Annotated in this window: 23 protein-coding genes and 1 pseudogene; 17 read left to right on the forward strand and 7 right to left on the reverse strand. The window is 72.7% G+C overall.

Annotation, left to right across the window (positions count from 1 at the left end; translation table 11 throughout):
• Positions 1–132 precede the first annotated feature (132 nt).
• From SSQG_RS02365 to SSQG_RS02380, 4 genes are all read left to right on the forward strand, one after another.
• The gene (locus tag SSQG_RS02365; protein WP_078507006.1) at positions 133–2,673 is read left to right on the forward strand and encodes a SpoIIE family protein phosphatase; all 2,541 of its coding nucleotides are present in this window, start codon (positions 133–135) and stop codon (positions 2,671–2,673) included.
• Between the two features lie 233 nt (positions 2,674–2,906).
• Positions 2,907–3,899, forward strand: coding sequence for a dihydroxyacetone kinase subunit DhaK (gene dhaK / locus SSQG_RS02370; RefSeq protein ID WP_003988078.1), 993 nt, complete (start codon positions 2,907–2,909; stop codon positions 3,897–3,899).
• Positions 3,900–3,948: 49 nt separating this feature from the next.
• Positions 3,949–4,548, forward strand: a complete 600-nt coding sequence (gene dhaL / locus SSQG_RS02375) for a dihydroxyacetone kinase subunit DhaL (protein ID WP_003988079.1) — start codon at positions 3,949–3,951, stop codon at positions 4,546–4,548.
• Positions 4,541–4,951, forward strand: a complete 411-nt coding sequence (locus tag SSQG_RS02380; RefSeq protein ID WP_039931807.1) for a PTS-dependent dihydroxyacetone kinase phosphotransferase subunit DhaM — start codon at positions 4,541–4,543, stop codon at positions 4,949–4,951. The genes dhaL and SSQG_RS02380 overlap by 8 nt, the downstream gene beginning before the upstream one ends.
• 88 nt (positions 4,952–5,039) lie before the next feature.
• Here the strand turns inward: SSQG_RS02380 and SSQG_RS02385 are convergent, their stop codons facing one another.
• Positions 5,040–5,810 carry a glycoside hydrolase family 75 protein gene (locus SSQG_RS02385; protein WP_086025060.1) on the reverse strand — a complete coding sequence of 257 codons (771 nt, stop codon included), beginning with the start codon at positions 5,808–5,810 and terminating at the stop codon, positions 5,040–5,042.
• A gap of 374 nt (positions 5,811–6,184) precedes the next feature.
• On the opposite strand from SSQG_RS02385, the gene SSQG_RS02390 reads away from it, so the two are divergent.
• Both SSQG_RS02390 and SSQG_RS02395 read left to right on the forward strand, forming a co-directional pair.
• Positions 6,185–7,177, forward strand: a complete 993-nt coding sequence (locus tag SSQG_RS02390) for a fibronectin type III domain-containing protein (protein WP_003988082.1) — start codon at positions 6,185–6,187, stop codon at positions 7,175–7,177.
• Between the two features lie 184 nt (positions 7,178–7,361).
• Positions 7,362–7,907, forward strand: a complete 546-nt coding sequence (locus SSQG_RS02395; protein WP_003988083.1) for a hypothetical protein — start codon at positions 7,362–7,364, stop codon at positions 7,905–7,907.
• A gap of 106 nt (positions 7,908–8,013) precedes the next feature.
• Here the strand turns inward: SSQG_RS02395 and SSQG_RS02400 are convergent, their stop codons facing one another.
• A complete protein-coding gene (locus tag SSQG_RS02400) occupies positions 8,014–8,574 on the reverse strand; it encodes a PadR family transcriptional regulator (protein WP_003988084.1) in 561 nt (186 codons plus the stop codon).
• A 32-nt stretch (positions 8,575–8,606) separates the two neighbouring features.
• The gene (locus SSQG_RS02405) at positions 8,607–10,622 is read right to left on the reverse strand and encodes an FAD-dependent oxidoreductase (RefSeq protein WP_003988085.1); all 2,016 of its coding nucleotides are present in this window, start codon (positions 10,620–10,622) and stop codon (positions 8,607–8,609) included.
• 97 nt (positions 10,623–10,719) lie between these two features.
• On the opposite strand from SSQG_RS02405, the gene SSQG_RS02410 reads away from it, so the two are divergent.
• A complete protein-coding gene (locus SSQG_RS02410; protein WP_003988086.1) occupies positions 10,720–11,886 on the forward strand; it encodes a M20 family metallopeptidase in 1,167 nt (388 codons plus the stop codon).
• Positions 11,887–11,893: 7 nt separating this feature from the next.
• Here the strand turns inward: SSQG_RS02410 and SSQG_RS02415 are convergent, their stop codons facing one another.
• The gene (locus tag SSQG_RS02415; protein WP_003988087.1) at positions 11,894–12,262 is read right to left on the reverse strand and encodes a hypothetical protein; all 369 of its coding nucleotides are present in this window, start codon (positions 12,260–12,262) and stop codon (positions 11,894–11,896) included.
• Positions 12,263–12,502: 240 nt separating this feature from the next.
• Between SSQG_RS02415 and SSQG_RS02420 the strand changes: the two are divergent.
• Positions 12,503–14,582: pseudogene (locus SSQG_RS02420) on the forward strand (SpoIIE family protein phosphatase).
• A 10-nt stretch (positions 14,583–14,592) separates the two neighbouring features.
• Here the strand turns inward: SSQG_RS02420 and SSQG_RS02425 are convergent.
• Entirely contained in the window at positions 14,593–15,396 is an 804-nt protein-coding gene (locus tag SSQG_RS02425; RefSeq protein WP_052310219.1) for a putative protein N(5)-glutamine methyltransferase, read from the reverse strand.
• Between the two features lie 274 nt (positions 15,397–15,670).
• Here SSQG_RS02425 and SSQG_RS02430 point away from each other — a divergent pair, with 274 nt between their 5' ends.
• The 7 genes from SSQG_RS02430 (at position 15,671) to SSQG_RS02460 (ending at position 21,606) form a co-directional block, all read left to right on the forward strand.
• The gene (locus tag SSQG_RS02430) at positions 15,671–16,108 is read left to right on the forward strand and encodes a MarR family winged helix-turn-helix transcriptional regulator (RefSeq protein WP_039931808.1); all 438 of its coding nucleotides are present in this window, start codon (positions 15,671–15,673) and stop codon (positions 16,106–16,108) included.
• 102 nt (positions 16,109–16,210) lie between these two features.
• Complete coding sequence (locus SSQG_RS02435) at positions 16,211–16,816, forward strand: sulfite oxidase-like oxidoreductase (protein WP_003988092.1); 606 nt, start codon at positions 16,211–16,213, stop codon at positions 16,814–16,816.
• Entirely contained in the window at positions 16,809–17,564 is a 756-nt protein-coding gene (locus SSQG_RS02440) for a ferredoxin reductase (protein ID WP_003988093.1), read from the forward strand. The genes SSQG_RS02435 and SSQG_RS02440 overlap by 8 nt, the downstream gene beginning before the upstream one ends.
• Before the next feature lie 182 nt (positions 17,565–17,746).
• Positions 17,747–18,331, forward strand: a complete 585-nt coding sequence (locus SSQG_RS02445) for an Rv1733c family protein (protein WP_039931809.1) — start codon at positions 17,747–17,749, stop codon at positions 18,329–18,331.
• Positions 18,332–18,480: 149 nt separating this feature from the next.
• Positions 18,481–19,449, forward strand: coding sequence for an acetylxylan esterase (locus SSQG_RS02450; RefSeq protein ID WP_003988095.1), 969 nt, complete (start codon positions 18,481–18,483; stop codon positions 19,447–19,449).
• Between the two features lie 113 nt (positions 19,450–19,562).
• The gene (locus SSQG_RS02455) at positions 19,563–20,729 is read left to right on the forward strand and encodes an EstA family serine hydrolase (RefSeq protein ID WP_003988096.1); all 1,167 of its coding nucleotides are present in this window, start codon (positions 19,563–19,565) and stop codon (positions 20,727–20,729) included.
• Positions 20,730–20,859: 130 nt separating this feature from the next.
• Positions 20,860–21,606: a GntR family transcriptional regulator gene (locus SSQG_RS02460; RefSeq protein ID WP_003988097.1), complete on the forward strand. Its 747-nt coding sequence runs from the start codon at positions 20,860–20,862 to the stop codon at positions 21,604–21,606.
• Here SSQG_RS02460 and SSQG_RS02465 read toward each other — a convergent pair.
• Together SSQG_RS02465 and SSQG_RS02470 are read right to left on the reverse strand one after the other, a co-directional pair.
• Positions 21,573–22,328 carry a class I SAM-dependent methyltransferase gene (locus SSQG_RS02465; RefSeq protein WP_003988098.1) on the reverse strand — a complete coding sequence of 252 codons (756 nt, stop codon included), beginning with the start codon at positions 22,326–22,328 and terminating at the stop codon, positions 21,573–21,575. The two genes, SSQG_RS02460 and SSQG_RS02465, sit on opposite strands and share 34 nt — an antisense overlap.
• 4 nt (positions 22,329–22,332) lie before the next feature.
• Entirely contained in the window at positions 22,333–22,896 is a 564-nt protein-coding gene (locus SSQG_RS02470) for a PadR family transcriptional regulator (RefSeq protein ID WP_003988099.1), read from the reverse strand.
• Between the two features lie 70 nt (positions 22,897–22,966).
• On the opposite strand from SSQG_RS02470, the gene SSQG_RS02475 reads away from it, so the two are divergent.
• On the forward strand, positions 22,967–23,365 hold the full coding sequence (locus SSQG_RS02475) for a nuclear transport factor 2 family protein (protein WP_003988100.1): 399 nt from the start codon (positions 22,967–22,969) through the stop codon (positions 23,363–23,365).
• Between the two features lie 68 nt (positions 23,366–23,433).
• Positions 23,434–24,261, forward strand: a complete 828-nt coding sequence (locus SSQG_RS02480) for a class I SAM-dependent methyltransferase (RefSeq protein WP_003988101.1) — start codon at positions 23,434–23,436, stop codon at positions 24,259–24,261.
• Positions 24,262–24,352: the final 91 nt, after the last annotated feature.

Here is a 24,352-nt window from a genome sequence, read left to right on the forward strand (position 1 = left end):
TGCCGCGGGGGACACTGGATGTGTTGGCGCCGACGTTTCGGGCGACGCCGCCGACGCGGAGAGGCGGGTCGGCTGGCGAAGCTTTCCTGTGCGCGGGACCATGAAGATCTCGTCGGTGTGGTGGTGAGTGACATGTCGTCTGCGAACCAGCACGGGCCGCTCGGAGCGAGTGCTTCTGCGATCAGCGGGAGCCCCAGCGGGGTGGAGTCCGCCGACGCGACGGCGGTGGTCACCGCCGCGGGAACGATCATCGGCTGGACCTCGGGCGCGGAGGAACTCCTCGGGTATGCGGCCAAGGAGGTGGCCGGCCGGTCCGGTGCGTTTCTGCTGGCCGCGCCCGAGGACCGCGCGCGGACCGCCAGGACCGTCGAGCGGTGCCGAACAGGGCCGGGATGGAGCGGCGTGATCGCGGTCCGGCGCCGGGACGGCCGAACCATCGAGGTGGCCCTCCGCGTCTCCGCCGCGTTCCGCATGGAGGGTCACGAGTGCTTCCTCGTCTCCGGCCGGGAGCGGCGCCCCGAATGGACGGTCGGCCAGTCCGTGCTCGACGGCTTCCTGACCCGCTCGCCGATCGGTATGGCGGTCATGAGCACGGATCTGCGCTACGTCTGGCTGAACGACACCCTGGAAAGCTTCGGCGGCGTGCCCCGCGAGCAGCGGCTGGGGTGCCGGCTCAGCGAGGTGGTCCCCGGGCTGCAGGGCGAGACGATCGAGGCTCTGATGCAGAGCGTGCTGGACACGGGCGTCCCAGTGATCGACTACGAGTACCAGGGCTGGAGCTGGGCCGACCCGCACCGGCGCCACGCGTACTCCACGTCCTTCTTCCCCCTGGTCGACGCCGAGGAGTCCATCGCCGGCGTGTGCTACATGGTCACCGACGTCACCGATCGCTGGAACGCCCAGCAGCGCCTGGCCCTGATGAACGACGCCGGGGCCCGGATCGGCAGCACACTGGACGTCGCGCGCACAGCTCAGGAGCTCGCCGATCTGGCGGTGCCGCGCTTCGCCGACTTCGTCATCGTCGACCTGCTGGAGTCGGTGCTCAGCACCGACCTGCCGGTGCCCGCACCGCCCGGCGACAAGCCGAAGATGCGCCGTGCCGGGATGCAGTCGATCCGGGAGGGCTGCCCGGAGGCCGTCGTCCAGGTCGCGGACCCCGTGGGCTTCACCACGCCCCACTACGACGCCAGCCACATGTTCCACGGGGAGGCCGTGTTCATCCCGGTTCTCGACCCGTTCGATCCGGTATGGGTGGTCGAACAACCGGAGCGAGCGGCGAACATCCGGGAGTTCGGGCTGCACACCCTCATCTCGGTGCCCCTGCGCGCCAGGGAGACCGTCCTGGGCGTGGCGACCTTCATGCGGTCGGAGAACCTGGCCTCCTTCGAGCAGGACGACCTGCTGCTGGCCCAGGAGCTCGTCGCCAGAGCGGCGGTGTGCATCGACAACGCTCGCCGCTACAGCCGCGAGCATGCCACGGCCCTCGCGCTGCAGCGGAGCCTGCTCCCGCAGACCCTCGTCGACAGTCCGGTCCTGGAGGTGGCCTCCGCCTATCTCCCCGCGGACGTGAAGGGGGGTGTCGGAGGCGACTGGTTCGACGTCCTCGCCCTGTCCGGCGGCCGGGTCGCCCTGGTCGTGGGAGACGTGGTCGGGCACGGCATCACCGCGGCGGCGGCCATGGGACGGCTGCGCACCGCCGTGCACACCCTCGCGGACATGGACCTGCCGCCGGCAGAGCTGCTGGCCCACCTCGACGACCTGGTGATACGCCTCACCGACGAGGACCCCGACGCCGAGCCCACCGGCACCGCCGTGCTCGGGGCGACCTGCCTGTACGCGGTCTACGACCCGGTGACGCGGCACTGCGAACTGTCGAGGGCCGGGCATCCGCCTCCCGTCGTGGTCCTGCCCGACGGCACGGTGAGCTTTCCCGACCTGCCGGTCGGCCCGCCCCTCGGCCTGGGCGGCCTGCCCTTCGAGACAGCCGATCTGGAGGTGCCCGAGGGCTGCCTCATCGGCTTCTACACCGACGGTCTCGTCCAGGCCGCGGACCGGGACGTCGATGTCGGGATGTCCCGTCTGGGACGCGCTCTCGCCCAGACCGGCCTGGGGCTCCAGGAGCTGTGCGACGCGGCAGTCGAGCGGCTGCTCCCCGGCCCCCAGCCCGATGATGTGGCCCTCCTGCTCGCCCGCCCCCATCCCCTCACCGCCGACCAGGTCGTGACCTGGGACGTTCCACCGGACCCCGCGGCCGTGGCGGCCACCCGGGCCCTCGCGGTCCGGCACCTCCAAAGCTGGGGCATGGGGGAACTGGCCATGACCGCCGAGCTGATCATCAGCGAGCTGGTCACGAACGCCATCCGCCACGCGTCCGGACCGATCAGGCTCAGGCTGCTCCGCCAGCCCGTCCTGGTCTGCGAGGTGTCCGACGCCAGCAGCACCTCCCCGCGGCTGAGGCACCCGCGCACCACCGACGAGGGCGGCCGCGGCCTCTTCCTGGTCGCCCAGCTCGCCCGCCGCTGGGGCACTCGGTACACCGCCGAGGGCAAGATCATCTGGGCCGAGCAGGATCTGCCGGTCGCCACCGTGGATCACCCGGCCTCAGCACGCCGCGAACCCTGGCGGTCGCACACCACCGACCGCGACAAGGCCGAGCACCTCTTCAAGGGCTGACGACCGCCGGCGCGGGGCATCCGCCAGGGTGAGGCAGGCAGCGGCACCGCGCAACTGTTGGCCGCCGACAGGCGGTTGAGTGACGTCGCGTGACACTGTGAAGGTCAGCATCAGTAGCGCCACAGCGCGCTACGGAAGGCTACGGACCGTCAAGATCGATAACTAGTCAAACCCAAGCTGACCTGCGAAGCTGGAGGTCAGACGCCCAGATGCTCGTCTCATAGGAGGTTCCAGTGAAGATGCTGATCAACGTCCCGGAGACCGTGGTAGCGGACGCGTTGCGCGGCCTGGCGGCTGCCCACCCGGAGCTGACCGTGGACGTGGAGAACCGGGTGATCGTACGGCGGGACGCCCCCGTGGCCGGAAAGGTGGGGCTGGTCTCGGGCGGAGGTTCGGGGCACGAGCCGCTGCACGGCGGTTTCGTGGGTCCCGGCATGCTGTCGGCGGCCTGTCCCGGCGAGGTGTTCACCTCCCCCGTGCCCGACCAGATGCTGCGCGCGGCCGCCGCCGTGAACAGCGGCGCCGGGGTGCTGTTCATCGTGAAGAACTACACCGGCGACGTGCTCAACTTCGACATGGCCGCCGAGCTGGCCGAGGACGAGGGCATTCAGGTCGCGAAGGTACTGGTCAACGATGATGTCGCGGTGACCGACAGCCTCTTCACGGCCGGTCGGCGCGGCACCGGCGCCACCCTGTTCGTGGAGAAGATCGCGGGCGCTGCCGCCGACGAGGGCCAGCCGCTGGAGCGGGTGGAGGCCATCGCCCGGCAGGTCAACGAGAACTCCCGCAGCTTCGGTGTCGCACTGAGCGCCTGCAGCACACCGGCCAAGGGCAGCCCCACCTTCGATCTGCCGTCCGGCGAACTGGAGTTGGGCATCGGCATCCACGGCGAGCCCGGCCGGGAGCGGCGGGCCATGATGACGTCCGGTGAGATCGCCGAAGTCGCCGTCGAGGCGGTGGTGGAGGATCTGCAGCCGCGCAACCCCGTCCTGGTCCTCGTCAACGGCATGGGCGCGACGCCCCTGCTCGAGCTGTACGGCTTCAACGCCGAGGTGCACCGGGTGCTGGAGGCACGCGGTGTTCCCGTGGCCCGGGTCCTGGTGGGCAACTACGTCACCTCCCTGGACATGGCGGGCGCCTCCCTCACCCTGTGCCAGGCAGACGAGGAGCTGCTGCGCCTGTGGGATGCGCCGGTGAAGACGCCGGGGCTGCGCTGGGGCATGTGACGCGGAAAGGGTAGACGATCACCACATACCTACCAGGCAAGGAGATCCAGTGCTCGACGCCGATTTCTTCCGCCGTTGGATGACGGTGACCGCCGCGTCCGTGAACCGCGAGGCGGAACGGCTCACCGCCCTCGACTCCCCCATCGGGGACGCCGACCACGGCACCAATCTCCAGCGCGGCTTCACCGCCGTGACCGCCGCGCTGGAGAAGGAGGCCCCCGACACCCCCGGCGGGGTCCTGACCTTGGCAGGCCGCCAGCTCATCTCGACGGTCGGCGGCGCCTCCGGGCCGCTGTACGGAACGCTGCTGCGCCGTACCGGCAAGGCGCTCGGCGATGCCGCCGAGGTGAGTGCGGAGCAGCTGGCCGAGGCGCTGCGGGCCGGGGTGGACGCGGTCATGACCCTCGGCGGTGCGGCACCGGGCGACAAGACCATGATCGACGCGCTGGTGCCCGCGGTGGACGTGCTCGGCGACTCGTTCGCGGCAGCGCGGACCGCCGCGGAGGAGGGTGCCGTGGCGACGACGCCGCTGCTGGCGCGCAAGGGCCGGGCGAGCTACCTCGGCGAGCGCAGCATCGGCCATCAGGACCCGGGCGCCACGTCGGCGGCGCTGCTCGTGGCGGGACTCGTGGAGGCCTCCGGTGAGTGACGAGCGGCTCGTGGGAATCGTGCTGGTGTCGCACAGCGCGGAGGTGGCCTCGTCGGTCGCCGCGCTGGCCAAGGGGCTCGCGGGAGGCGGGTCGGCGGTGCCCGTCGCCGCGGCGGGCGGCACCGAGAGCGGCGGGCTCGGCACCAGCGCCGAACTGATCGCCGCGGCGGCCGCGGCCGTCGATCGCGGCGCCGGCGTCGCCGTCCTCACCGACCTGGGCAGCGCCGTGCTGACCGTGAAGGCGCTGCTCGCGGAGGGGGACGAACTCCCGGAGCAGACGCGGCTGGTGGACGCGCCGTTCGTGGAGGGAGCCGTGGCCGCGGTCGTCACGGCGGCCACCGGGGCCGACCTGGCGGCGGTGGAAGCGGCTTCCACGGACGCGTACACGTACCGGAAGGTGTGAGACAGGGAGCGGCGCCCGAGGCCGAAGTGGCCCCGCCGCCACACGCCCCGGGGCCGCTCCCGCCCCCTCCCCCTGAAAGCCCGGGTCTTCATTCCCGGGCCTCGGGCGTCATCCCCGGGTTTCCGGCACGCCGCTGACGCCCCGTCACCCCATCAGGGCGGTCGACGAACTCCCGCGCCAGCCGCTCCCCCGTCGCCACCGCTGCCGCGCGGTCCTCGATGGGTGACACGCGGGCGTTCTTGAAGACGATGTAAGTGACGCCGGACCGTGCGCCACCGCCGTGCGGGTCGGGGCGGATACCCAGTGCCTTGGCGGTCGCGTAGGACGCCTCCCCAATGATGTTCCGCGGACCCGTGTCGCCGACGACCGCGTACCGCACGCGGTCGCGGTACACGACGGCCACGACCGAACCGCCGCCCACACCGTGGTCCCGGTAGTCCCAGATGCGGCTCGGGGCGGGCACGACGATGAAGGGGAGCCGCTCGGCGTTCAGCGGGCGGCCGTTCGACTGCGCATAGGACGTACTGGCGGAGAAGTGCGGGTCCGTGCGCCGGTTGCAGCGGGAGCCGGGGCGGCCGTCGCAGTCGATGTCCATGTCGGCCTTCCAGAACACGGCGTCATCAGTGCCGCAGATCGGGATCTTCGCGGGTGCGCCGTTGTCGCTGCGGTACCGGCCGCGGGAGACGCGAGCGCAGTCCCGGACCTCGGCCAGCAGGTCGACGGCGCTGACGGGGCCCTCGCGCCACTCCACACGCCGGGCGTGCGCCTGGGGGCGGTCCCGGTGCGTTCCGGCGGGAAGCGTCGTCGGGGCCAGCAGGGCGGCGCCGGCCACGGCCAGTGTGAGCGACTGGGCATGCACGATGCGGGGTCCTCTCCTCGGAAACCTGACGGGCACTCAGGCCCATCTGTTCCCGGGGTGATCACCGAGCCACCTCTGGAGGGCCGGACGGCCCAAGGGCCCAGGCCCCCGGCAGGGGCCCGGGGCCTGAGTCCGCGTGAGGACTCGGGCCCCCGGCCACCAGTGCCGACGCGGGATCTGCGACGACAGCGGTCCGCGCGACAGGCTCGAACTCCTCGCCGTCCGCCAGGAGTTCGGCCGTGAGGGCTTCAGCATACGTAACTCTTCCGGGTGGTCACGAACAGCGGGGGGTGACACTCGCCTCTTGATGTGATCACGCCAGCCGGGCCATATTGGTCCGGACCATTCCCGAGTGCCGTCCGGGAGGCAGTGCCGTGCGACGCGTCCTCGTTCCCGTCACCGCTGCTCTCCCCCGGTTCGTCGCGCTCTGCGGAGTCCTCGCGCTGATCACCTCCTGCGGCCGTGCCGGTGCGCAGGCGCGGGACGGCGGTGGTGGGCCCGGGGCGCCGACGGGCGTCACCGCTGCGGCGGGCAGCGCGACGAGCGTGCACGTCATGTGGAACGCGACCGCGCGGGCCGAGGTCTACGAGGTGTACCGCGGCACCAGGAAGGTCGAAGAGGTGCCAGGTTCGCAGCACATGGTGGATGTCACCAGGCTCCGGCCTGCCACGGTGTATGTCTTCAGGGTGCGGGCGCGGGCCGCCGACGGGCGGCTCGGGCCGCCCAGCCGCGGGGTACGCGCGAGAACACCGGCGGCCGTCGCGGACGACCGCTCCGCACCCACCCGTCCGCGGGCGGCTGCCGGCCGCGCCGTCGGCGGACGTGCGGTCCAGCTGTCCTGGTCCGCCTCGACGGACGACCGGGGCGTGGTGTCGTACGACATCCACCAGGGCGGCACGAAGATCCACAGCGTGGGCGGGAACCAGACGGCCACCGTGGTGACTGGGCTGCGACCCGGCACGTCCTACGCGTTCACCGTCCGGGCCAGGGACGCGGCCGGAAACGCCTCCCCCGCCGGTACCGCCGTCCGGGTCACCACTGCGGGTACGGACGACGGGCGCGCCACGGCCCCCACCGGCTTCCGGGCGACGAGCCACCGCGAGGACCGCGCCTACTACGTCGACCTGAGCTGGGTGCCGCCCCGCCTCGACGGCGAGATCGCCGAGTACCAGATCCACCTGGACGGCCGGCCGGCCACGTCCCTCGTCTTCGGCGGGAGCGCCCCACGCGACCACGCGACGTACAGCTTCTACGCGGGACGGGCCTCCGGCGTCACCCATCGGGTCCGGATCCGGGCGATGCTGCCGGACGGCACGTGGGGCGGCTTCTCGGCGGAGCGGACCGTGACGACCGGCGCGCGGGGGTGACGCCGCGGCCGGAGGGGTCCCGTCCCGCATCGGCCGGCCGAAGGAACCCGTCACCTGCACGGGGGCGCCCGGCGTGCGGCCCGGCCCGGGGGCGCCTTGGCTGACTGCGAGGCAGCACGGGCGTTCCCGACCCTCGGCGGCTCAAGGGATGTACCGCCGACCGTGCCGCCGGAGGGCAGTCAACATGCGCAACTCTTCGCCAGTTCTCCGCTCCGGCCTGACCGTGGCAGCCGCCGCGCTGCCTCTCGCCCTGGCCGCCGTGCCCGCTGCCGCCGGCCCCGGCATCTCCGTCAGCACCACGGGTTCGACGGTGTCGGTCACCACCAGCTCCTGCACCCAGGTCAACGGCAGCTGGGGCACCGCCTCGCTCCTCACCAGCAGCCAGGGCAGCTTCGCCCAGGGGCGCCAGGTGACCCTCTCGGGGACGTCCACCAGCCAATCCGCCGCCTGGTCGAACGTCTCCCCGGGCACGTTCACGGTCATCGTCATCTGCTCGGACGGCACCACGGCGGGCACCCAGTCCGTCGTCGTCTCCCCGGCTCCCACGCCGTCGAGGTCCCCGTCCCCCACGGCCTCCGCCTCGCCGTCGCGCGGTGTCATGGGCGGGGTCGGCGGTTCCGCGACGGAGTACGGCACGGTCACGCTGGTGGCGGGCGGCACGCTGGTCGGGGCGGGCCTCCTCGGGACGGCCTGGTATCTGCGCCGGCGCAACAAGCCGTACCGGCTCTGACCGGTACGGACGGCGGCCCGCCCTCCCGAAGCGCTCCGGTCGGGCGGGCCGCCGTCACGTCGTGGTCACCGGGCGGACCGGGCCGCCGTTCAGGAGTTCGTCGTGGTCAGGCCGTGCGGGGCGGGTCCGCGTCCGGGAGTTCGGGGAAATCCGCCAGGGCGCGCCTGAGCCACTGGGTCCAGAACGTCTCCAGGTCGATACCGGCCTGGAGCACGAGGTGCCGCAGCCGGTCCTCGGTTCCGTCCCGCCCGGGCGGGAAGTCCCGCTTCTCGATCTCCTGGTACTCCGCCAGCTGCCGCTCGTGCAGCTCCAGATGGCGTCGCAGATCCGCTTCCAGGCCCGCCGTGCCGACCACGGCCGCCGCCCTCAGCCGCAGCAGCAGCGCGTCCCGGTGCGGCTTGGGGTCCTGGGAGGCGGCCGTCCAGCGGGCCAGTTCGGCGCGGCCCGCCGGCAGGACCTCGTAGCTCTTCTTCTGCCCGCGGGCCGGCGCTTGTGCCGGCAGGGCCCGGATCAGGCCGTCGGTCTCCAGCTTTCCCAGCTCGCGATAGATCTGCTGGTGCGTCGCGGACCAGAAGTAGCCGATCGACCGGTCGAACCGGCGGGTCAGTTCCAGTCCGGACGACGGCTTCTCCAGAAGGGCGACGAGGATCGCGTGCGGGAGTGACATGCCAGCCATCCTAGGGACGGGCCGCAGGGCCCCTACAGCGCCGCAGCGAGCTCGGTGCCCTGCTTGATGGCGCGCTTGGCGTCGAGTTCCGCGGCCACGTCGGCACCGCCGATGAGGTGCGTGCTGCGCCCGGCGGCGACCAGGTCCTCGTACAGGCCGCGCCGCGGCTCCTGGCCGGTGCACAGCACGATCGTGTCGACCTCCAGCACCGTGCTCTCGCCGTCGACCGTGAGGTGCAGTCCGGCGTCGTCGATCCGGTCGTAGCGCACCCCCGGGACCATGGTGACGCCGCGGTGCTTGAGCTCGGTGCGGTGGATCCAGCCGGTGGTCTTGCCGAGGCCCGCGCCGACCTTGGAGGTCTTGCGCTGGAGCAGGTGGACGGTGCGCGGCGGGACGGGCCGCTCGGGGGCGGCGAGACCGCCGGCGGCGCGGTAGTCCAGGTCGACGCCCCACTGGCGGAAGTACGTCCGCGGGTCCTCGTGGGCCTTGTCGCCGCTGTCGGTGAGGTACTCGGCGACGTCGAAGCCGATGCCGCCCGCGCCGAGGATCGCGACCCGGTCACCGACGGACACGCCCCCGCGCAGCACGTCGAGGTAGCCGACGACGCTCGGGTGGTCGACACCGGGGATGTCGGGGGTGCGCGGGGTGACGCCGGTGGCGACGACGACCTCGTCGTAGTCGTCGACGTCCGCGGCCGTGACGGACGTGTTCAGGCGTACGTCGACGCCGTGCCAGTCGAGCTGGGTGCGGAAGTAGCGGAGCGTCTCGTCGAACTCCTGCTTGCCGGGGACCTGACGGGCGACGTTGAGCTGGCCGCCGATCTCGCCGGCGGCGTCGAACAGCGTCACGTCGTGTCCGCGCTCGGCGGCGGACACCGCGCACGCGAGGCCCGCCGGTCCGGCGCCGACGACCGCGACACGCTTGCGCAGCCGCGTCGGGGAGAGCACGAGTTCCGTCTCGTGGCAGGCGCGTGGGTTGACCAGGCAGGAGGTGATCAGGCCGCTGAAGGTGTGGTCGAGGCAGGCCTGGTTGCAGCCGATGCAGGTGTTGATCGCCTCGGGCCGGCCGGCGGCGGCCTTGGTGACGAAGTCGGGGTCGGCGAGCATCGGGCGGGCCATCGACACCATGTCGGCGGCGCCCTCGGCGAGCAGTTCCTCGGCGACTTCGGGGGTGTTGATGCGGTTGGTGGTGACGAGCGGCACGGACACCTCGCCCATGAGCCGCTTGGTCACCCATGTGTACGCGCCGCGCGGCACGGAGGTCGCGATGGTGGGAATGCGGGCCTCGTGCCAGCCGATGCCGGTGTTGATGATGGTCGCCCCGGCTGCTTCGACGGCCTTGGCGAGGGTGATCACCTCGTCTAGCGTCGATCCGCCGGGGACGAGGTCGAGCATGGACAGCCGGTAGATGACGATGAAGTCCTCGCCGACCGCCTCGCGGACCCGGCGCAGGATCTCGAGGGGGAAGCGCACGCGGTTCTCGTACGAGCCTCCCCAGCGGTCGGCGCGCTGGTTGGTCTGCCGGGCGATGAACTCGTTGATGAGGTAGCCCTCGGAGCCCATGATCTCGACGCCGTCGTAACCCGCCTCGCGGGCGAGGCGGGCGGCGCGGGCGTAGTCGTCGATGGTCCGCTCGATGTCGGCGTCGGTGAGCTCGCGGGGCGGGAAGGGGCTGATGGGCGCCTGGAGCGGGCTGGGCGCGACCAGGTCCCGGTGGTAGGCGTACCGGCCGAAGTGCAGGATCTGCAGGGCGATCCGTCCGCCCTCGCGGTGCACGGCGTCGGTGATGACGCGATGCTGCTGAGCCTCCGCCTGCGTGGTGAGCTTCGCCCCGCCCTCGTAGGGGCGTCCCTCGTCGTTGGGCGCGATGCCGCCGGTGACGATCAGGCCCACTCCCCCGCGTGCACGGGCGGCGTAGAAGGCGGCCATGCGCTCGAAGCCGCCCTCGGCCTCCTCCAGGCCGACGTGCATGGAGCCCATGAGGACCCGGTTGGGCAGGGTCGTGAAGCCCAGGTCGAGGGGGGTCAGCAGGTGCGGGTAACGGCTCATCGGGCCCTCCGTGCGCGGTGTCGTGTCTGTAGTTGTAGAGGACCGCCGGCAGTTTATGCAACTAGTTGCATAAGGTGATGGAGGGCACAGTGGGTCCATGACCAGGGACCTTGGCCTCTCCTGCGTGGTGAATCTCGCCGGTGAGCTGATCCGTTGCCCGAGCCGTGCCGGTGTCGACGACCACGAGCCCGTCCTCGCCGTCCTGGAGGACTGGCTCACCGCCCGGGGACTGCCGTACCGCCGTCTCCACGACGGCACACGCCGCCCGGTCGCGCTGCTGGTGGAGATCGAGGGCGGCCGGCCCGGTCCCTGGTGGGCGCTGGACGCCTGCGTGGACACCGCGCCGTACGGCGACGAGGCGGCCTGGTCGTTCCCGCCCGACGCCGGGGACGTGGTCGACGGCTGGCTGCGCGGCAGGGGCGCGGCCGACTCGAAGCTCGCCGCGGCCCTGTTCTGCCACCTCGCGGCCGAGCTGCACGGCCGGGCCGGTGAGCTGCGCGGCGGGCTCGCGGTGCTGCTGGACGCCGACGAGCACACGGGCGGCTTCGGCGGCGCCCGGGCGTATCTCGACGATCCGGACGCGGCCCGCCCGGCCGGGGTGATGATCGGCTACCCGGGGCTGGAGGAGGTCGTGGTCGGCGGTCGCGGTCTGTGGCGGGCCAGGATCGCGGTGCACGCGGCGTCAGGACACTCCGGGGCGCGCCGGACGACGGTCGGCGCGGTGTCGCGGGCGGCACGGCTCGTCCGTCTGCTGGACGAGGCCCCGCTGCCGGGAACGGGCGCGGACGTCCCGCTGCCGCCGAGGCTGACGGTGACCTCCTGCCACGGCGGCGAGGGTTTCTCCGTCGTCCCGGACCTGTGCGAGGTCGGCGTCGACATCCGCACCACGCCGGACTTCGGCGCCCGCGCCGCCGAGGACCTGGTCCGGGCCGCCGTGGCCGAGCTGGACGCGCTGCTGCCCGCGCCGCGGCCGACGCGGGTCACCCCGGTGGCGGACTGGCCGCCGTACCGGCTGGCCGAGGACGAGCAGCCGGCCGCCGCGCTCCTGGGTGCCGCGGCCGGCGAGGGGCTGCGGGTGCGGGCGAAGACGGCGGGCCCGTCGAACATCGGCAACCTGCTGGCGGCCGAGGGCATCCCGGCAACGGCCGGCTTCGGTCTGTCCCATGAGGGACTGCACGGCCTGGACGAGCGCGTCCGCCTCATGGACCTGCCCGTGGTGCACGCCGTCTACCGGCGCGCCGTGCTCGGCCTGCTGGGGGTGTGAGGGGCGGTCACCGGCTCTCGAGGCGCAGGTGCAGTTCCGTCTCCTGGTCGCCGGAGACGGCGCTCAGGTCCCGCACGGCGAAGAGCGAGTCCAGCCGCATCCGGAAGTGCTCGATCGCCCAGTACCCGCCGTGCAGGTCGGCGTCGACGGAGGACGCCAGCCGGGCCGGACGGCCGCCCTCGTGCTCGTCGGCCACGTCGAAGGTGCCGAGCCACACGGTCGGGCGGGTCTCGTGCAGTTCCTCGGGGACGTCGTCGGCGCACCGGTCGGACTCGAAGCAGGCGCACAGCGTGTCGAACACGATGCGGGCGTCCTGCTTGCTGCACCCGCTGATCTCCACCGAGACGGAGTGGGGGTGCGGTTGCTCAAGGTCCATGGTGATCGCTCCTCTCATGGCCACCTCGTATCCGCCCCTACCCCAGCAAAGCACCACCTACCGCCGAGCACTAGCGGCGACGCCCCTGCTCTGCCGACAGGTTTGCGGAGCGGGCGGCTCCGTGTTGGGGGATGGTGGTAGGTGACGGAAGGGGCCTCGGTATTACGGCTCCGCGCGGTAAACATGGGGTGTCGGCACCATGACGGCGTGCCGCGAGGATCGGCGAAGGCGGAGCGTGGGATGAGTGCAGCCGGGTCTCCCATGGCTGAGGGCGACGAACCGGCGCGCGGGTCGGCGCGCCCGAGTGGGCTGCTCGACGTCCTGCGCGTCGCCTCGGTGGTCCTGGACGCCGAGGGCCGCATCGTGCTGTGGAGCCCGCAGGCCGAGGAGCTGTTCGGATACGAGGCGCACGAGGCGCTGGGACAGTTCGCCGCCCGGATCATGGTCCACGACGAGCACGTCGATCTCGTGGTCAAGCTGTTCGCCGACGTCATGGGCACCGGACAGAGCTGGGCCGGGGCCTTCCCCATCCGGCGCAAGGACGGCACCACCCGGCTCGTGGAGTTCCGCAACATGCGGCTGCTGGACGACCAGGGGGACGTCTACGCGCTGGGGCTGTGCGCCGACCAGTCGACCGTGCACCGGGCTGGAGCGCGACGTGGCACTGTCGACGCGGATGATCGCGCAGTCCCCGATCGGGCTGGCCGTGCTGGACACCGAGCTGCGGTACGTCTCGGTCAACGCGGCCCTGGAGCAGCTCAACGGCGTGCCCGCCGAGGAGCACCTGGGCCGGACGGTCCGCGAGGTGGTGCCGCGGATGGACGTCGACGCCCTGGAGGCCGCGGCGCGCCGGGTCCTGGACACCGGCCGGCCGGTCGTCGACCAGTCCACCATCGGCCGCACCCCGGCCGACCCGGACCAGGACCACGCCTGGTCGATCTCGCTGTACCGGCTGGAGAACGCCTTCGGAACCGTGCTCGGCGTGGCCGTGTCGATCGTCGACGTCACCGAGCAGTACCAGGCGGGCATCGAGGCCGAGGCGGCCCGTCGGCGCCTGGCTCTGATCGCCGACGCCTCGGGGCGGATCGGCACCACGCTGGACCTGGATCACACGGCCCACGAGCTCGCCGAGGTGGCTGTGCCGGAGCTCGCCGACATCGCGGCCGTCGACCTGCTGGACGCGGTGGTGCAGGGCCGGCGCACCAGCCTCGGTCCGGCCGAGTCGGCGGTGATCCGGGCGCTGGCGGTCCAGGGGTACGACTCCGCCGAGGCGCTGGAGGCCGCCGACCAGCCCGGGAACGTGGCCCGGTACGCGCACGACCGGCTGGTCACCCAGTGCGTACGCACAGCCAGCCCGGTGATGCTGCCTCAGGTCAAGGACGAGGACCTGCCGCGCATCGCCCGGTCCCCGGAGGCGGCCGAGCTGCTGGGCCGGGCCGGGGTGCACTCCTACCTGGCGGTGCCGCTGATCGCGCGCGGCGAGGTGCTGGGTGCCCTGGACCTCAAGCGCACCCGCAACCCGCTGCCGTTCAGCGAGGACGACCTGCTGCTGGCGCGCGAGCTGGCCGCCCGGGCCGCGGTGCAGATCGACAACGCCCGCTGGTACCAGAGCGCCCGCGACACCGCGCTCACCCTGCAGCGCAGCCTGCTGCCCAGCCATCCGACCATGACGGGCGGGCTGGAAGTGGCCTCCCGCTACCAGCCGGCCGGGGCCACGAGCGAGGTCGGCGGCGACTGGTTCGACGTGATCGAGCTGGACGGCGGCAAGACGGCGCTCGTCGTGGGCGACGTGATGGGCAGCGGCATTCCCGCCGCGGCGACCATGGGCCGGCTGCGTACGGCGACCAACACGCTGGCCTCCCTCGATCTGGACCCGGCTCGGCTCCTGGAGCACCTCGACAAGATCACGGCAGGGCTGGAGGAGGCCATCGCCACCTGCGCCTACGCCGTTCACGATCCGCACCTGCGGCAGTGCCGGATCGCCAACGCCGGGCATCTGCCGCCGGTGCGGGTCCGGGCCGGCCGGCCTCCGGAGCTGCTCGACCTGCCGACCGGTGTGCCGCTCGGCGTGGGCGGGGTCGCCTTCGCCACGACGACCGTCGACCTCGAACCCGGCGACCGGCTGGTGCTCTACACCGACGGCCTCGTCGAGACCCGCCGCGACCCGCTCGACGATCGGCTCGACACCCTGCTGTCCCTGCTCGACGGACCCGACCGGCCGCTGGAGGAGGTCTGCGACCTGCTGCTGCGCACCCTGCACGAGCCGGACAACTTCGACGACGTGGCCCTGCTCATCGCGCGGGCGACGGCTCCGGACTGAGCGGGCGCGGTTACGGCCTGACGCCGATCACCACATGGGCGTACAGCTCCTCGGAGACGGCCAGGTGTGTCGTCAGGCCGTTGCCTTCGAAGGCGGTGAGGGCGGCCGGTGCCTGAAGTCGGCTCGTCTCCACCAGGACGCAGCCGCCGGGCGCGAGCCAGCGGGGCGCCTCGGCGGCGACCCGGCGCAGCACGTCGAGGCCGTCCGCGCCGCCGTCGAGGGCGACCAGCGGCTCGTGGTCACGGGCCTCCAGCGGCAGCAGGCCGATCTCGTCGCTCGGGACGTACGGCACGTTGGCCGCGAGGATGTCGACGCGGCCCCGCAGCGCGCCGGGCAGCGCGTCGAACAGGTCGCCCTGGTGGACGTGGCCGCCGACCGCGGCGACATTGGAGCGGGCGCAGCGCACGGCGGCCGGGTCGATGTCGGCGGCGTGCAGCTCGACGCGCCCCAGTGCGGACGCCAGCGCCGCACCGACGGCGCCCGAGCCGCAGCACAGGTCCAGGACGACGGTGGCGCGGGGCACCCGGGCGAGGGCCTGTTCCACCAGGAACTCGGTGCGGCGGCGCGGCACGAAGACGCCCGGCGCGACGGTGACGCGCAGGCCGCGGAACTCGGCCCAGCCGACGACGAGTTCGAGGGGCAGGCCCGCGACGCGACGCTCGACCATGGCGGCGGTCTCGGCCGGTGTGCGGGCGGTGGCGAGGATCAACTCGGCCTCGTCCTCGGCGAAGACGCACCCCGCGGTGCGCAGGGCTGCGACGACTTCGTCACGGGACGACGGTGCGGACGGCGGCACGGGAGAAACGGACTGCATAGGGGCCAGGAGCCTTTCGGGAACCGAAGGGCGCTCCGGCGGTCGCCTACGGCCGGCGATCCGCGCGACATCGAGAGGAGGAGAGCACCCGGGCTGACACAGCGGTAATGGGTCTCACCTCCTCGTCCTGCGACGGCTGGGTCCGTCCACAGCCGGACGGCAACACTACCCGACGGCCCGGTCGGCCGGCACGGCACGGCACGGCGGGCCGACGGCGGGTGGTTGGGTCATGCAACCATGGAGGCCCGAGCAGTCTTGTGGTGAGGGAGATCCGGTGCACGCAGCCGACGCCGTGGAGACCGTCCAGCGGGAGATGACGGTGTTCGCCCGCCGCGCCCGTGCCGCGGCCGGGCGGATGCACCCGGAGCTGTCGCTGGTGTCGTACACCCTGCTGGGGCATCTGGAGGAGAGCGGCGGGTGCCGTGCCACCGATCTGGCCCTGCACTACGCCCTCGACAAGTCGACCGTCAGCCGCCAGGTGGCCTCGCTGGAGCGCTCCGGCCTCATCGAACGCCGCCCCGACGCGGCGGACCAGCGTGTCCTGGTGCTGCATCTGACGGAGGCCGGCCGGCGCATCCTGGCCCAGGTCACCGAGAGGCGCCGGGCGGTGTTCGAGGAGCGGCTGGCCGACTGGCCCGCCGAGGACCTGTCGCGCTTCGCCGACTACCTCGTGCGCTACAACGCGGGAGCCGGTTCCGGCCCGCCCGACTGAAGGCGGCGCGAGCAGGCCGGCCCGACCCGTACGGTTGAATACGCAATCACTCATCACGCCGGCCCGGCGGGGCACCGCCGGCCGGTCCGGAGGCACCACCGCATGCACATCACCCGAGGCTTCACCGGGCGCCCACGCGTCGACGACCCCGGCCTGCCGCCCGGTCAGTACGACGCGGGCGACGACTGGCCCGTGCTGTCCGCCGAGGTCACTCCCGACCTGGCACCCGGCGACTGGACGTTCCGTGTCGACGGTCTGGTGGCCGAGCCCCGTACCTGGGACTGGGACCAGGCGCACCGGATGCCGGCGTCGGCGTACCAGGGCGCCATCCACTGTGTGACGGGCTGGTCGAAGTTCGGGGTGCGGTTCGCGGGGGTGTCGCTGGACGCCTTCCTGGATGTGGTCCGGCCCCATGGGTCGGCGACCCATGCCGTCGCCTATGCGCACACCGGCTACACCGCGAACCTCCCGCTCGCCGACCTGACCGGGGGGCGCGCCTGGATCGTGTGGGAGTACGACGGCAGGCCGCTGGCCCCGGAACACGGCGGCCCGGCGCGGCTGGTGGTGCCGCACCTGTACTTCTGGAAGAGCGTCAAGTGGATAGCGGGCCTGCGGATCCTCGATCACGAGGAGCCGGGTTTCTGGGAGCGGAACGGCTACCACGAGCGGGGCAACCCCTGGGACGAGCAGAGGTACTCGGGTGACTGAGACCTTCGTTCCGCCCACGCGGTTCGCCGTTCCCGGGCGCATCGCCGTGAGCGAGCAGGCCGCCTCCGTGTGGCAGACCGCCACGCTGGCCGAGATCCGGCGCGAGACCCCGAGGGCCGCCACCTTCCGGTTCGCCGTGCCCGACTGGCCCGGTCATCTGCCCGGTCAGCACCTGATGGTGCGGCTGACCGCCGAGGACGGCTATGTGGCGCAGCGCCACTACTCGATCGCGTCCGCGCCGGACGACTCCGGGCATGTCGAGCTGACCCTGGATCACATCGAGGGCGGCGAGGTCTCGGGCTGGTTCCACACGGTGGCCCGGCCCGGCGACCGGGTCGAGGTGCGGGGCCCGGTGAGCGGCTTCTTCGCCTGGCCGGGCGACCGGCCCGCGCTGCTGATCGGCGCCGGTTCCGGTGTCGTGCCGCTGATGTCGATGGTCCGGCACCACCGGGCACGGAACCTGATCGTGCCGCTGCGGCTGCTGGTGTCCGCGCGCAGTCCCGAGGAGCTCATCTACGCCGGGGAGTTCGGCGCGGAGACGACGCCCGTGTTCACCCGGAGCGCGCCGGAGGGTGTGCCGGTCGGACGTATGACGGCAGCACATGTGGCGCCACTCCTGGCTGAGCAGCCGCGCCTCGGGTGGGAGGCGTACGTGTGCGGCTCCAACTCCTTCGCCGAGCACGCCTCCCGGTTGCTGGTCGCCGCCGGTCAGCCCGTGGACCGCATCCGTATCGAGCGGTTCGGCTGACCTCGCGACGCCCCCTCCCCCCGGGCCGACGAACCTGACGTGTGGCTCGCCCCGGGCGCGCGGCCCGGTGTTTCGCCACGACCGGCCCGGGCACCCCAGCCGGAGGGCTACGGCAGGCGGCGACCCGGGTCGCGCCGAGCCGTTGATGGGTGCGCCGGCGCGGTAGCGGCGAGGAGGTCGAGATGCGAACCCGGGTGCGCGGCTGGCGTTGGCGGCGCAGTCCGTTGCGACGCCGGTCCGATGTCGTCGAGGCGTGGACAGTGCTCGTCGTCGCCGTCCTGATACTCGTGGGTGCGCCTCTTGCGGGGGCGGCGGCTGCCTGGTGGGCCCATGGCGAGGCGCGCTCGGTCTCGGTGGAGCAGCGCGCGGAGCGTCATCGCGTCCGTGCCGAGGTGGTCGGCAGGAAGGGCGACGCCCTGCCGTCGGTACAGGCCGGCGGGCAGCAGGCGTTCCGGGCGACCGTGCGCTGGACGGAGCCGGGCGAGGGCACGCGCACCGCGACGGCTCGCGTCCCCGCCGCTACTCGGCAAGGTGAGGTCGTGCACGTCTGGTTCGACTCACAGGGGCGGAGCGTGCCCCCGCCGGTGGACGGAACGGCGGTCTGGCAGCACACCCTGACCATCGGCACGTGCGCCACGGGCGCTGCGGTGCTCGCGGTGCTCCTGATCCAGCGCGTCGTACGCAGGGTGGCCCTGCGCCGCCGGCTGACCGAATGGGAGCGTGCTTGGGCGCGTACGGAACCGGAGTGGACACACCGCCGCGCCTGAGACGCGGGTGCCGCCGGGTCGGGGATGTCCGGGGTACGCGCCGGCCGGGGACCCGCGACAAAGGCCTGGCGAGCCCTCTGACCACCCACGTAATGTGATCGTCCGCACTGTCCCTCACCGCGGCTCTTCCTCACCCAAGGCGGTCCTGCATGGCCCTGTTCGATCTTCCTCTCGACGAACTCCGCGAGTACCGCAGCGCGTCCACCGAACCCGAGGACTTCGACGCGTTCTGGTCCAAGACCCTCCAGGAGGCGCGTGAGCACGATCTGGACGCCCGCTTCGAACCGGTCGACACGGGACTGTCCACCGTGCAGGTCTTCGACGTGACGTTCGCCGGGTTCGGCGGTCATCCGGTCAAGGGCTGGCTGACGCTGCCGACGGGGGTGGACGGCCCGCTGCCGCTGGTCGTGGAGTTCATCGGTTACGGCGGAGGACGCGGACTGCCGCACCAGCACCTGCTGTGGGCGTCCACGGGCCGGGCGCACTTCGTGATGGACACCCGCGGGCAGGGCAGCGCCTGGGGCGCGGGCGGCGGCACGGCGGACCCGGTGGGCGGCGCGCCCGCCTACCCGGGCTTCATGACGCGCGGTATCGACGCGCCGGAGAACTACTACTACCGCCGGGTGTACACGGACGCCGTGCGCGCCGTGGAGGCGGCCCGTTCGCACCCCCGCACGGACCCGACGCGCACGGTGGCCGTGGGGGCGAGCCAGGGCGGCGGCATCACCATCGCGGTGGGCGGCCTGGTCCCGGATCTGTCGGGCATCGCGCCGGACGTGCCGTTCCTGTGCGACTTCCCCCGCGCGGCGACGCTCACGGACCGCCAGCCGTACCGGGAAATCGGCTCGTACCTCAAGACGCACCGCGGCCGCACCGAGGAGGCGCTGCGCACACTCTCCTACTTCGACGCCGTGCACTTCGCCACCCGCGGACAGTCGCCGGCGCTCTTCTCGGCCGCGCTCGAGGACCAGACCTGCCCGCCCTCGACCGTGTTCGCGGCGTTCAACGCCTGGGGGCACGAGGACAAGACGATCGAGGTGTACGACTTCAACGACCACGAGGGCGGTGGCCCCTTCCAGGAGGCGGCCCAGCTGCGCTGGATGCGCTCGTACATCTGATCCGGCCGTTCCCGGACTGCGGACTTCCACCCGGTCCGACCAGTCGGTACGTTCTTCGGGCCCGGGCCGCTCCTTGGCGGCCCGGCCCGGAGACGGTCGGCGGGGAGGGGTCCATGTCCGAGAACGAGGTACAGGTGCGCGGTCACTGCGACGCGCGGTTCACGGCGGTACGCGAGGCGTTCGAGGAGAACTTCCGGGAGCGCGGCGAGCTGGGCGCGGCGGTGGCCGTCACCGTCGGCGGCAGGACGGTCGTGGATCTGTGGGGCGGCTGGTCGGACGCGGCGCGCACCCGTACGTGGGAGCGGGACACCGTGGTCAACGTCTGGTCGACGACCAAGGGGCCGGTGGCGCTGTGCGCGCACATCCTCGCCGACCGGGGGCTTGTGGACCTCGACGCTCCGGTGTCCGTGTACTGGCCCGAGTTCGCCGCGGCGGGCAAGGAGAAGGTCCTCGTACGGCATCTGCTGTCGCACCGCGCCGGTCTGGCCGGGCTGCGTGAACCGCACACGCTGGAGCAGCTCTGCGACTGGGAGCTGACCACGCAGCGGCTCGCGGCCACGGAGCCCTGGTGGGAGCCGGGGACCCGGTCCGGCTATCACGCGCTGACCTACGGGCACCTGGTGGGCGAGGTGGTACGGCGGGTGTCGGGGCTGCTGCCGGGAGCCTTCCTGGAGCGGGAGGTGACCGGGCCGCTCGGGATCGACTTCACCATCGGCCTGCCGGAGAAGGAATCCGGGCGGGCGGCCGAACTGGTCGGTCCGCCGCCCGCGGGGAACAGCGAACAGGCCGCCGCCTTCGCGCAGTTGGCGCCCGCGGCGGTGGCCGCGCTGACCAACCCTCCGGTCTCCGCCGCCGGCGCCGGCACCCCCGGGTGGCGGGCCGCCGAGATCCCCGCTGCGAACGGGCACGGCACCGCGCGAGCGGTCGCCGACCTGTACGGGGTCTTCGCCGGGCGCGGCTCGTACGGGGGGCGGCGCGTACTGTCCGCCGAGGCGGCCGAGCGGGCGCGCGAGGGGCAGGGCAGCTCCCTGGACCTGGTGCTCGGCGCCGGACTGGGGCGCGAGACGGAGGCGGGGCTCGGACTGTGGCTCAGCGGGCCCCACGGCTCCTACGGACCCAACCCGCGCGCTTTCGGTCATGACGGCTACGGCGGCTCCTGCGGGCTCGCCGACCCGGAGGCGGAGGTGTCGATGGGGTACGTGATGAACCGCATGGGGCCTCACATCACGGACGACCCTCGTAAGACGGCGCTGGTCGACGCCCTCTACAGGGCAGTGTGACGGCGGGCGCGGGCAGGCCGGTTTCGGCCGAACCGCCCGACCGCCCTTCCCTGCTGGTTTAGACCAATGCTAGACCTGGTGGCGCACCGAGCCCGTACGACTACCGAACGTCACCAACAGGAGGCGCGGTATGGCCCGCACCACCCCGCACGACCACCCGCCGACCGGAGGAGAGCCCCTGTACCGGCGGATCGCGGCGGAGCTGCTCGGCGAACTGCGCGACGGCACCGTCCCGCCCGGCGAACGGCTGCCGGGGGAACGGCGGCTGGCCGGACACTTCGGGGTCAGCCGCGAGACCGTGCGGCAGGCGCTGGAGCTGCTGCGCCGCGACGGCCTCGTCGCCACCGACCGGCGCGGCAGCCACGCCACCCTGCCCGGAGCGCCGGTCGAGACCCCGGCCTCGCTGACCTTCCCGGTCGGCGCCCGGGCCGCCACTCCGGACGCGGTCGCCCGCGCCACCGTCACCTGGGAGCCGCCCCCGCCGGACCACGCCGAGGCGCTGGGACTGGTCCCGGGCCGTCCGACCCTGATCCACCGCTACCGGTACGCGACCGCCGACGGGCGGGGGCTGCGCACGGCCGTGACGTCGTTCTCCGCCGTGGCGCTCGCGGAGGTCGAGGAGCTGGGACGCTACCGGGACCGCGCCGACGGCACCGCCGCCGCACAACTGCGCCGGGCCTACGACTGGATGCGCCGGGCCGGACTGACGCTGCACCACCGTGACGCCATCACCCGCCTCGCGAGCACGCCGTCGGTGCGGGTCACCCGGCGTGTGCACGACCAGTACGCGCGCCCGCTGGAGATCACCGACCTGGTCGTGGACGCCCGGCAGGACGCGCTGATCTACGAGTTCACACTGCCCGGCCGGGCCGACTGACCCGGCAGCCGGGCCACGACGAGCCGCACCCGGGGGCTGCCGTCGCGTCGCCGCCCGAACTCCGGCAGCTCCTGGAGCTCCACCTCGAAGCCGGCCCGGGCGAGTTCACGCCGTACATCCCCGAAGCGGAAGGCGCGGTAGTACATGACGAAAGCGGGACGCCACAGCGCGTTGCGCACCCGCATCACCATGTCGAAGCCGAGCAGCATCCAGTAGCCGAGCGAGGCCGGGCGGGGCGGGGCCACCAGCGGAAAGGCGAAGCGGCCGCCCGGCCGCAGCACGGAGCGGACCTGGGTGAACAGTCCGGGCAGTTCGCGGGGCAGGAAGTGCCCGAACGCCCCGAAGCTCACCACCAGGTCGAAGGCGGGCGCGAAGGGCAGGGCGCGGGCGTCCGCGCGCACCCAGGAGACCGGCGGACCCTCCGGCCGGACGCGCTGCCGTGCGACGTCGAGCATCCCCGCGCTGAAATCGACCCCGGTGACCCGCTCCCGGCACACTCCCGCCAGGACGCCGACGCCCGCGCCCGTGCCGCAGCACAGGTCGAGCCCGGCGTCGAAGGGCCCTGTCCGCCGCAGTGCCGACCCGACGGCGTCCAGGACCGCTTCGGGCGTCCGGAAGGGGGTGTGGTCGAACTTCGGCGCGAGGAGGTCGTAGCCGCGTTCGACGGACGAGAGCGCCTGGACGGCGAGCTCGCGCAGAGTGGGGCCTTCGGGGCTGAACACCGGATCAGCCTAGAGGAGCTCGCTGTTTGAGGACCGTCAGTACGCGCTCGCACCAGCGGAGGTTCTCCTCCTCGAAGGCGATGCCCGCCATCAGGGTGAGGTACGGGCCGACACGGTCGGCCTGGCGCAGGTACTCCTCCTCGTCGCGGCCGGCCATCAGGCGCTCGCGTACGCGCGCGTAGCGGGCGAGTTTGCCGCGGGCCCAGTCCGCGCGCTCCTCGACCAGCGCACGGGTCGCCCCGGGGTCCGCGCCGTCCATGGCCTGGATCTTGATGAGCAGTTCGTCACGGATGGCGGTGGGCCGCCGGGGCGGTGCGGCGGCGAAGGCCCGCAGGTCCTGACGGCCGGTCTCGGTGAGCGTGAACATCCGTTTGTCGGGCCGCCGTTCCTGGCGTACCACCCTCGCCTCGATCAGCCCGTCCCGCGCGAGGCGCTCCAGCTCCCGGTAGAGCTGCTGCGGGGTGGCGGCCCAGAAGTTCGCGAGCGACACGTCGAACACCTTGGACAGCTCGTAGCCCGAGGCCTCGCCCTCCAGGAGGGCGGCCAGGACGGCGTACTTCAGAGACATGTGGACACGGTAGCAGCGGTTGACTAATCTACTCCGCACCTACTCAATTAGTTGACCAAAGCGGGGTTCGATGCGTGCATTCCGAGAGGCGGTCGAGGCGCTCGACCTCGACGCCGCCGAGGCGCTGCTGGCGCCGGACGTGGTGTTCACCAGCCCGGTCGTGTTCAAGCCGTACACCGGAAAGGCGATCACGGCGGCCATCCTGCGTGCCGTCTCCGGGGTCTTCCAGGACTTCCGCTACGTGCGCGAGATCAACGACGTGCACGGCCGTGACCACGCCCTGGTCTTCACCGCGCGGGTCGGCGACCGGGAGATCAGCGGGTGCGACTTCATCCACGTCGACGAGGACGGGCTCATCGACGAATTCACCGTGATGGTGCGTCCGTTGTCGGGGGCGCGGGCACTCGCGGCGGCCATGGGTGAGCAGTTCGAGCGGATCGCCGAGGAGGCGCGGACGCGCTCGGTGTGAGCGACACGTCCCGGTGCCCTTTTCCCGTTCTTCCGCCGTCCGCGGCCCGTTCGCGGTTGGATGTCCCCATGACGTCCGCCGAGCACGACCGGCTGATGCGGGCCAACCAGGCGAACTGGGACGCCCGCACGCCCGTCCATCTCGCCAGCCGGTTCTACGGTCTCGATCAGGACCTCGACCCGGAGCGGTGGTTCGCCCCGTGGGAGTGGGAGGACCTCGGCGAGCTCACCGGCCGTGACGTGCTGCACCTCCAGTGCCATCTCGGCACGGAGACGATCGCCTTCGCGCGCCGCGGGGCCCGGGCCGTCGGCCTCGACATCTCCGAGGCGTCCGTGACGGCCGCGAACGACATCGCCGCCCGGGCCGGCGCGGACGTGACGTACGTGCGGGCCAACGTGTATGACGCCGTCGAGGCCCTGGACGAACGGCGATTCGACGTCGTCTACACCGGCAAGGGCGCCCTGTGCTACCTGCCGGACCTGGACCGCTGGGCGGAGACCGTCGGCCGGCTCCTGCGTCCGGGCGGCCGGTTGTACGTCGTCGAGTTCCATCCCCTGCTGAACTCGCTCGGCCCGAAACCCGCGCCGGGCGAGGGCCCGGAGCTGCTTCTGCGCCACGACTACCTGGGCGGCGCCGGTCCGGTGCGCCGCGACGGGACCCACACCTACACCGACGGCCCGGCCGTCGAGGGCGCCACGGACAGTTACGAGTGGATGCACGGAATGGGCGAGGTCGTCACCGCGTTGACGGAAGCGGGACTCGCCGTGCGTCGGCTGCGGGAGAGCGACGAACTTCCCTGGCCGCGCTGGCCGCAGATGGTGCGTACGGAGTCCGGCTGGTGGCGGCTGCCCGAGCCACGGATCCCGCTGCTGTACGGGCTGCTGGCCACTCGTTGAGCTGACCGGCGCGCATCCGCCGCGTTCGGTGGTACATTGCGAACAGCACTCGTGCACGCCCCTTCTTCCCGGGCGCCGGTGCCAGTTCTTC

The sequence above is a fragment of the Streptomyces viridochromogenes DSM 40736 genome (assembly GCF_000158955.1).
GTDB classification, from domain to species: domain Bacteria; phylum Actinomycetota; class Actinomycetes; order Streptomycetales; family Streptomycetaceae; genus Streptomyces; species Streptomyces venetus.

Bases quoted from the DNA above. Each gene is read 5' to 3' on its own strand.
- SSQG_RS02395 (WP_003988083.1), top strand. From the start codon at position 7,362: ATGCGCAACTCTTCGCCAGTTCTCCGCTCCGGCCTGACCGTGGCAGCC.
- SSQG_RS02405 (WP_003988085.1), bottom strand. From the start codon at position 10,622: ATGAGCCGTTACCCGCACCTGCTGACCCCCCTCGACCTGGGCTTCACG.
- SSQG_RS02365 (WP_078507006.1), top strand. From the start codon at position 133: ATGTCGTCTGCGAACCAGCACGGGCCGCTCGGAGCGAGTGCTTCTGCG.
- SSQG_RS02460 (WP_003988097.1), top strand. From the start codon at position 20,860: ATGGCCCGCACCACCCCGCACGACCACCCGCCGACCGGAGGAGAGCCC.
- SSQG_RS02410 (WP_003988086.1), top strand. From the start codon at position 10,720: ATGACCAGGGACCTTGGCCTCTCCTGCGTGGTGAATCTCGCCGGTGAG.
- SSQG_RS02450 (WP_003988095.1), top strand. From the start codon at position 18,481: ATGGCCCTGTTCGATCTTCCTCTCGACGAACTCCGCGAGTACCGCAGC.
- SSQG_RS02445 (WP_039931809.1), top strand. From the start codon at position 17,747: ATGCGAACCCGGGTGCGCGGCTGGCGTTGGCGGCGCAGTCCGTTGCGA.
- SSQG_RS02425 (WP_052310219.1), bottom strand. From the start codon at position 15,396: ATGCAGTCCGTTTCTCCCGTGCCGCCGTCCGCACCGTCGTCCCGTGAC.
- SSQG_RS02435 (WP_003988092.1), top strand. From the start codon at position 16,211: ATGCACATCACCCGAGGCTTCACCGGGCGCCCACGCGTCGACGACCCC.
- SSQG_RS02455 (WP_003988096.1), top strand. From the start codon at position 19,563: ATGTCCGAGAACGAGGTACAGGTGCGCGGTCACTGCGACGCGCGGTTC.
- SSQG_RS02480 (WP_003988101.1), top strand. From the start codon at position 23,434: ATGACGTCCGCCGAGCACGACCGGCTGATGCGGGCCAACCAGGCGAAC.
- SSQG_RS02400 (WP_003988084.1), bottom strand. From the start codon at position 8,574: ATGTCACTCCCGCACGCGATCCTCGTCGCCCTTCTGGAGAAGCCGTCG.
- SSQG_RS02475 (WP_003988100.1), top strand. From the start codon at position 22,967: ATGCGTGCATTCCGAGAGGCGGTCGAGGCGCTCGACCTCGACGCCGCC.
- SSQG_RS02470 (WP_003988099.1), bottom strand. From the start codon at position 22,896: ATGTCTCTGAAGTACGCCGTCCTGGCCGCCCTCCTGGAGGGCGAGGCC.
- SSQG_RS02415 (WP_003988087.1), bottom strand. From the start codon at position 12,262: ATGGACCTTGAGCAACCGCACCCCCACTCCGTCTCGGTGGAGATCAGC.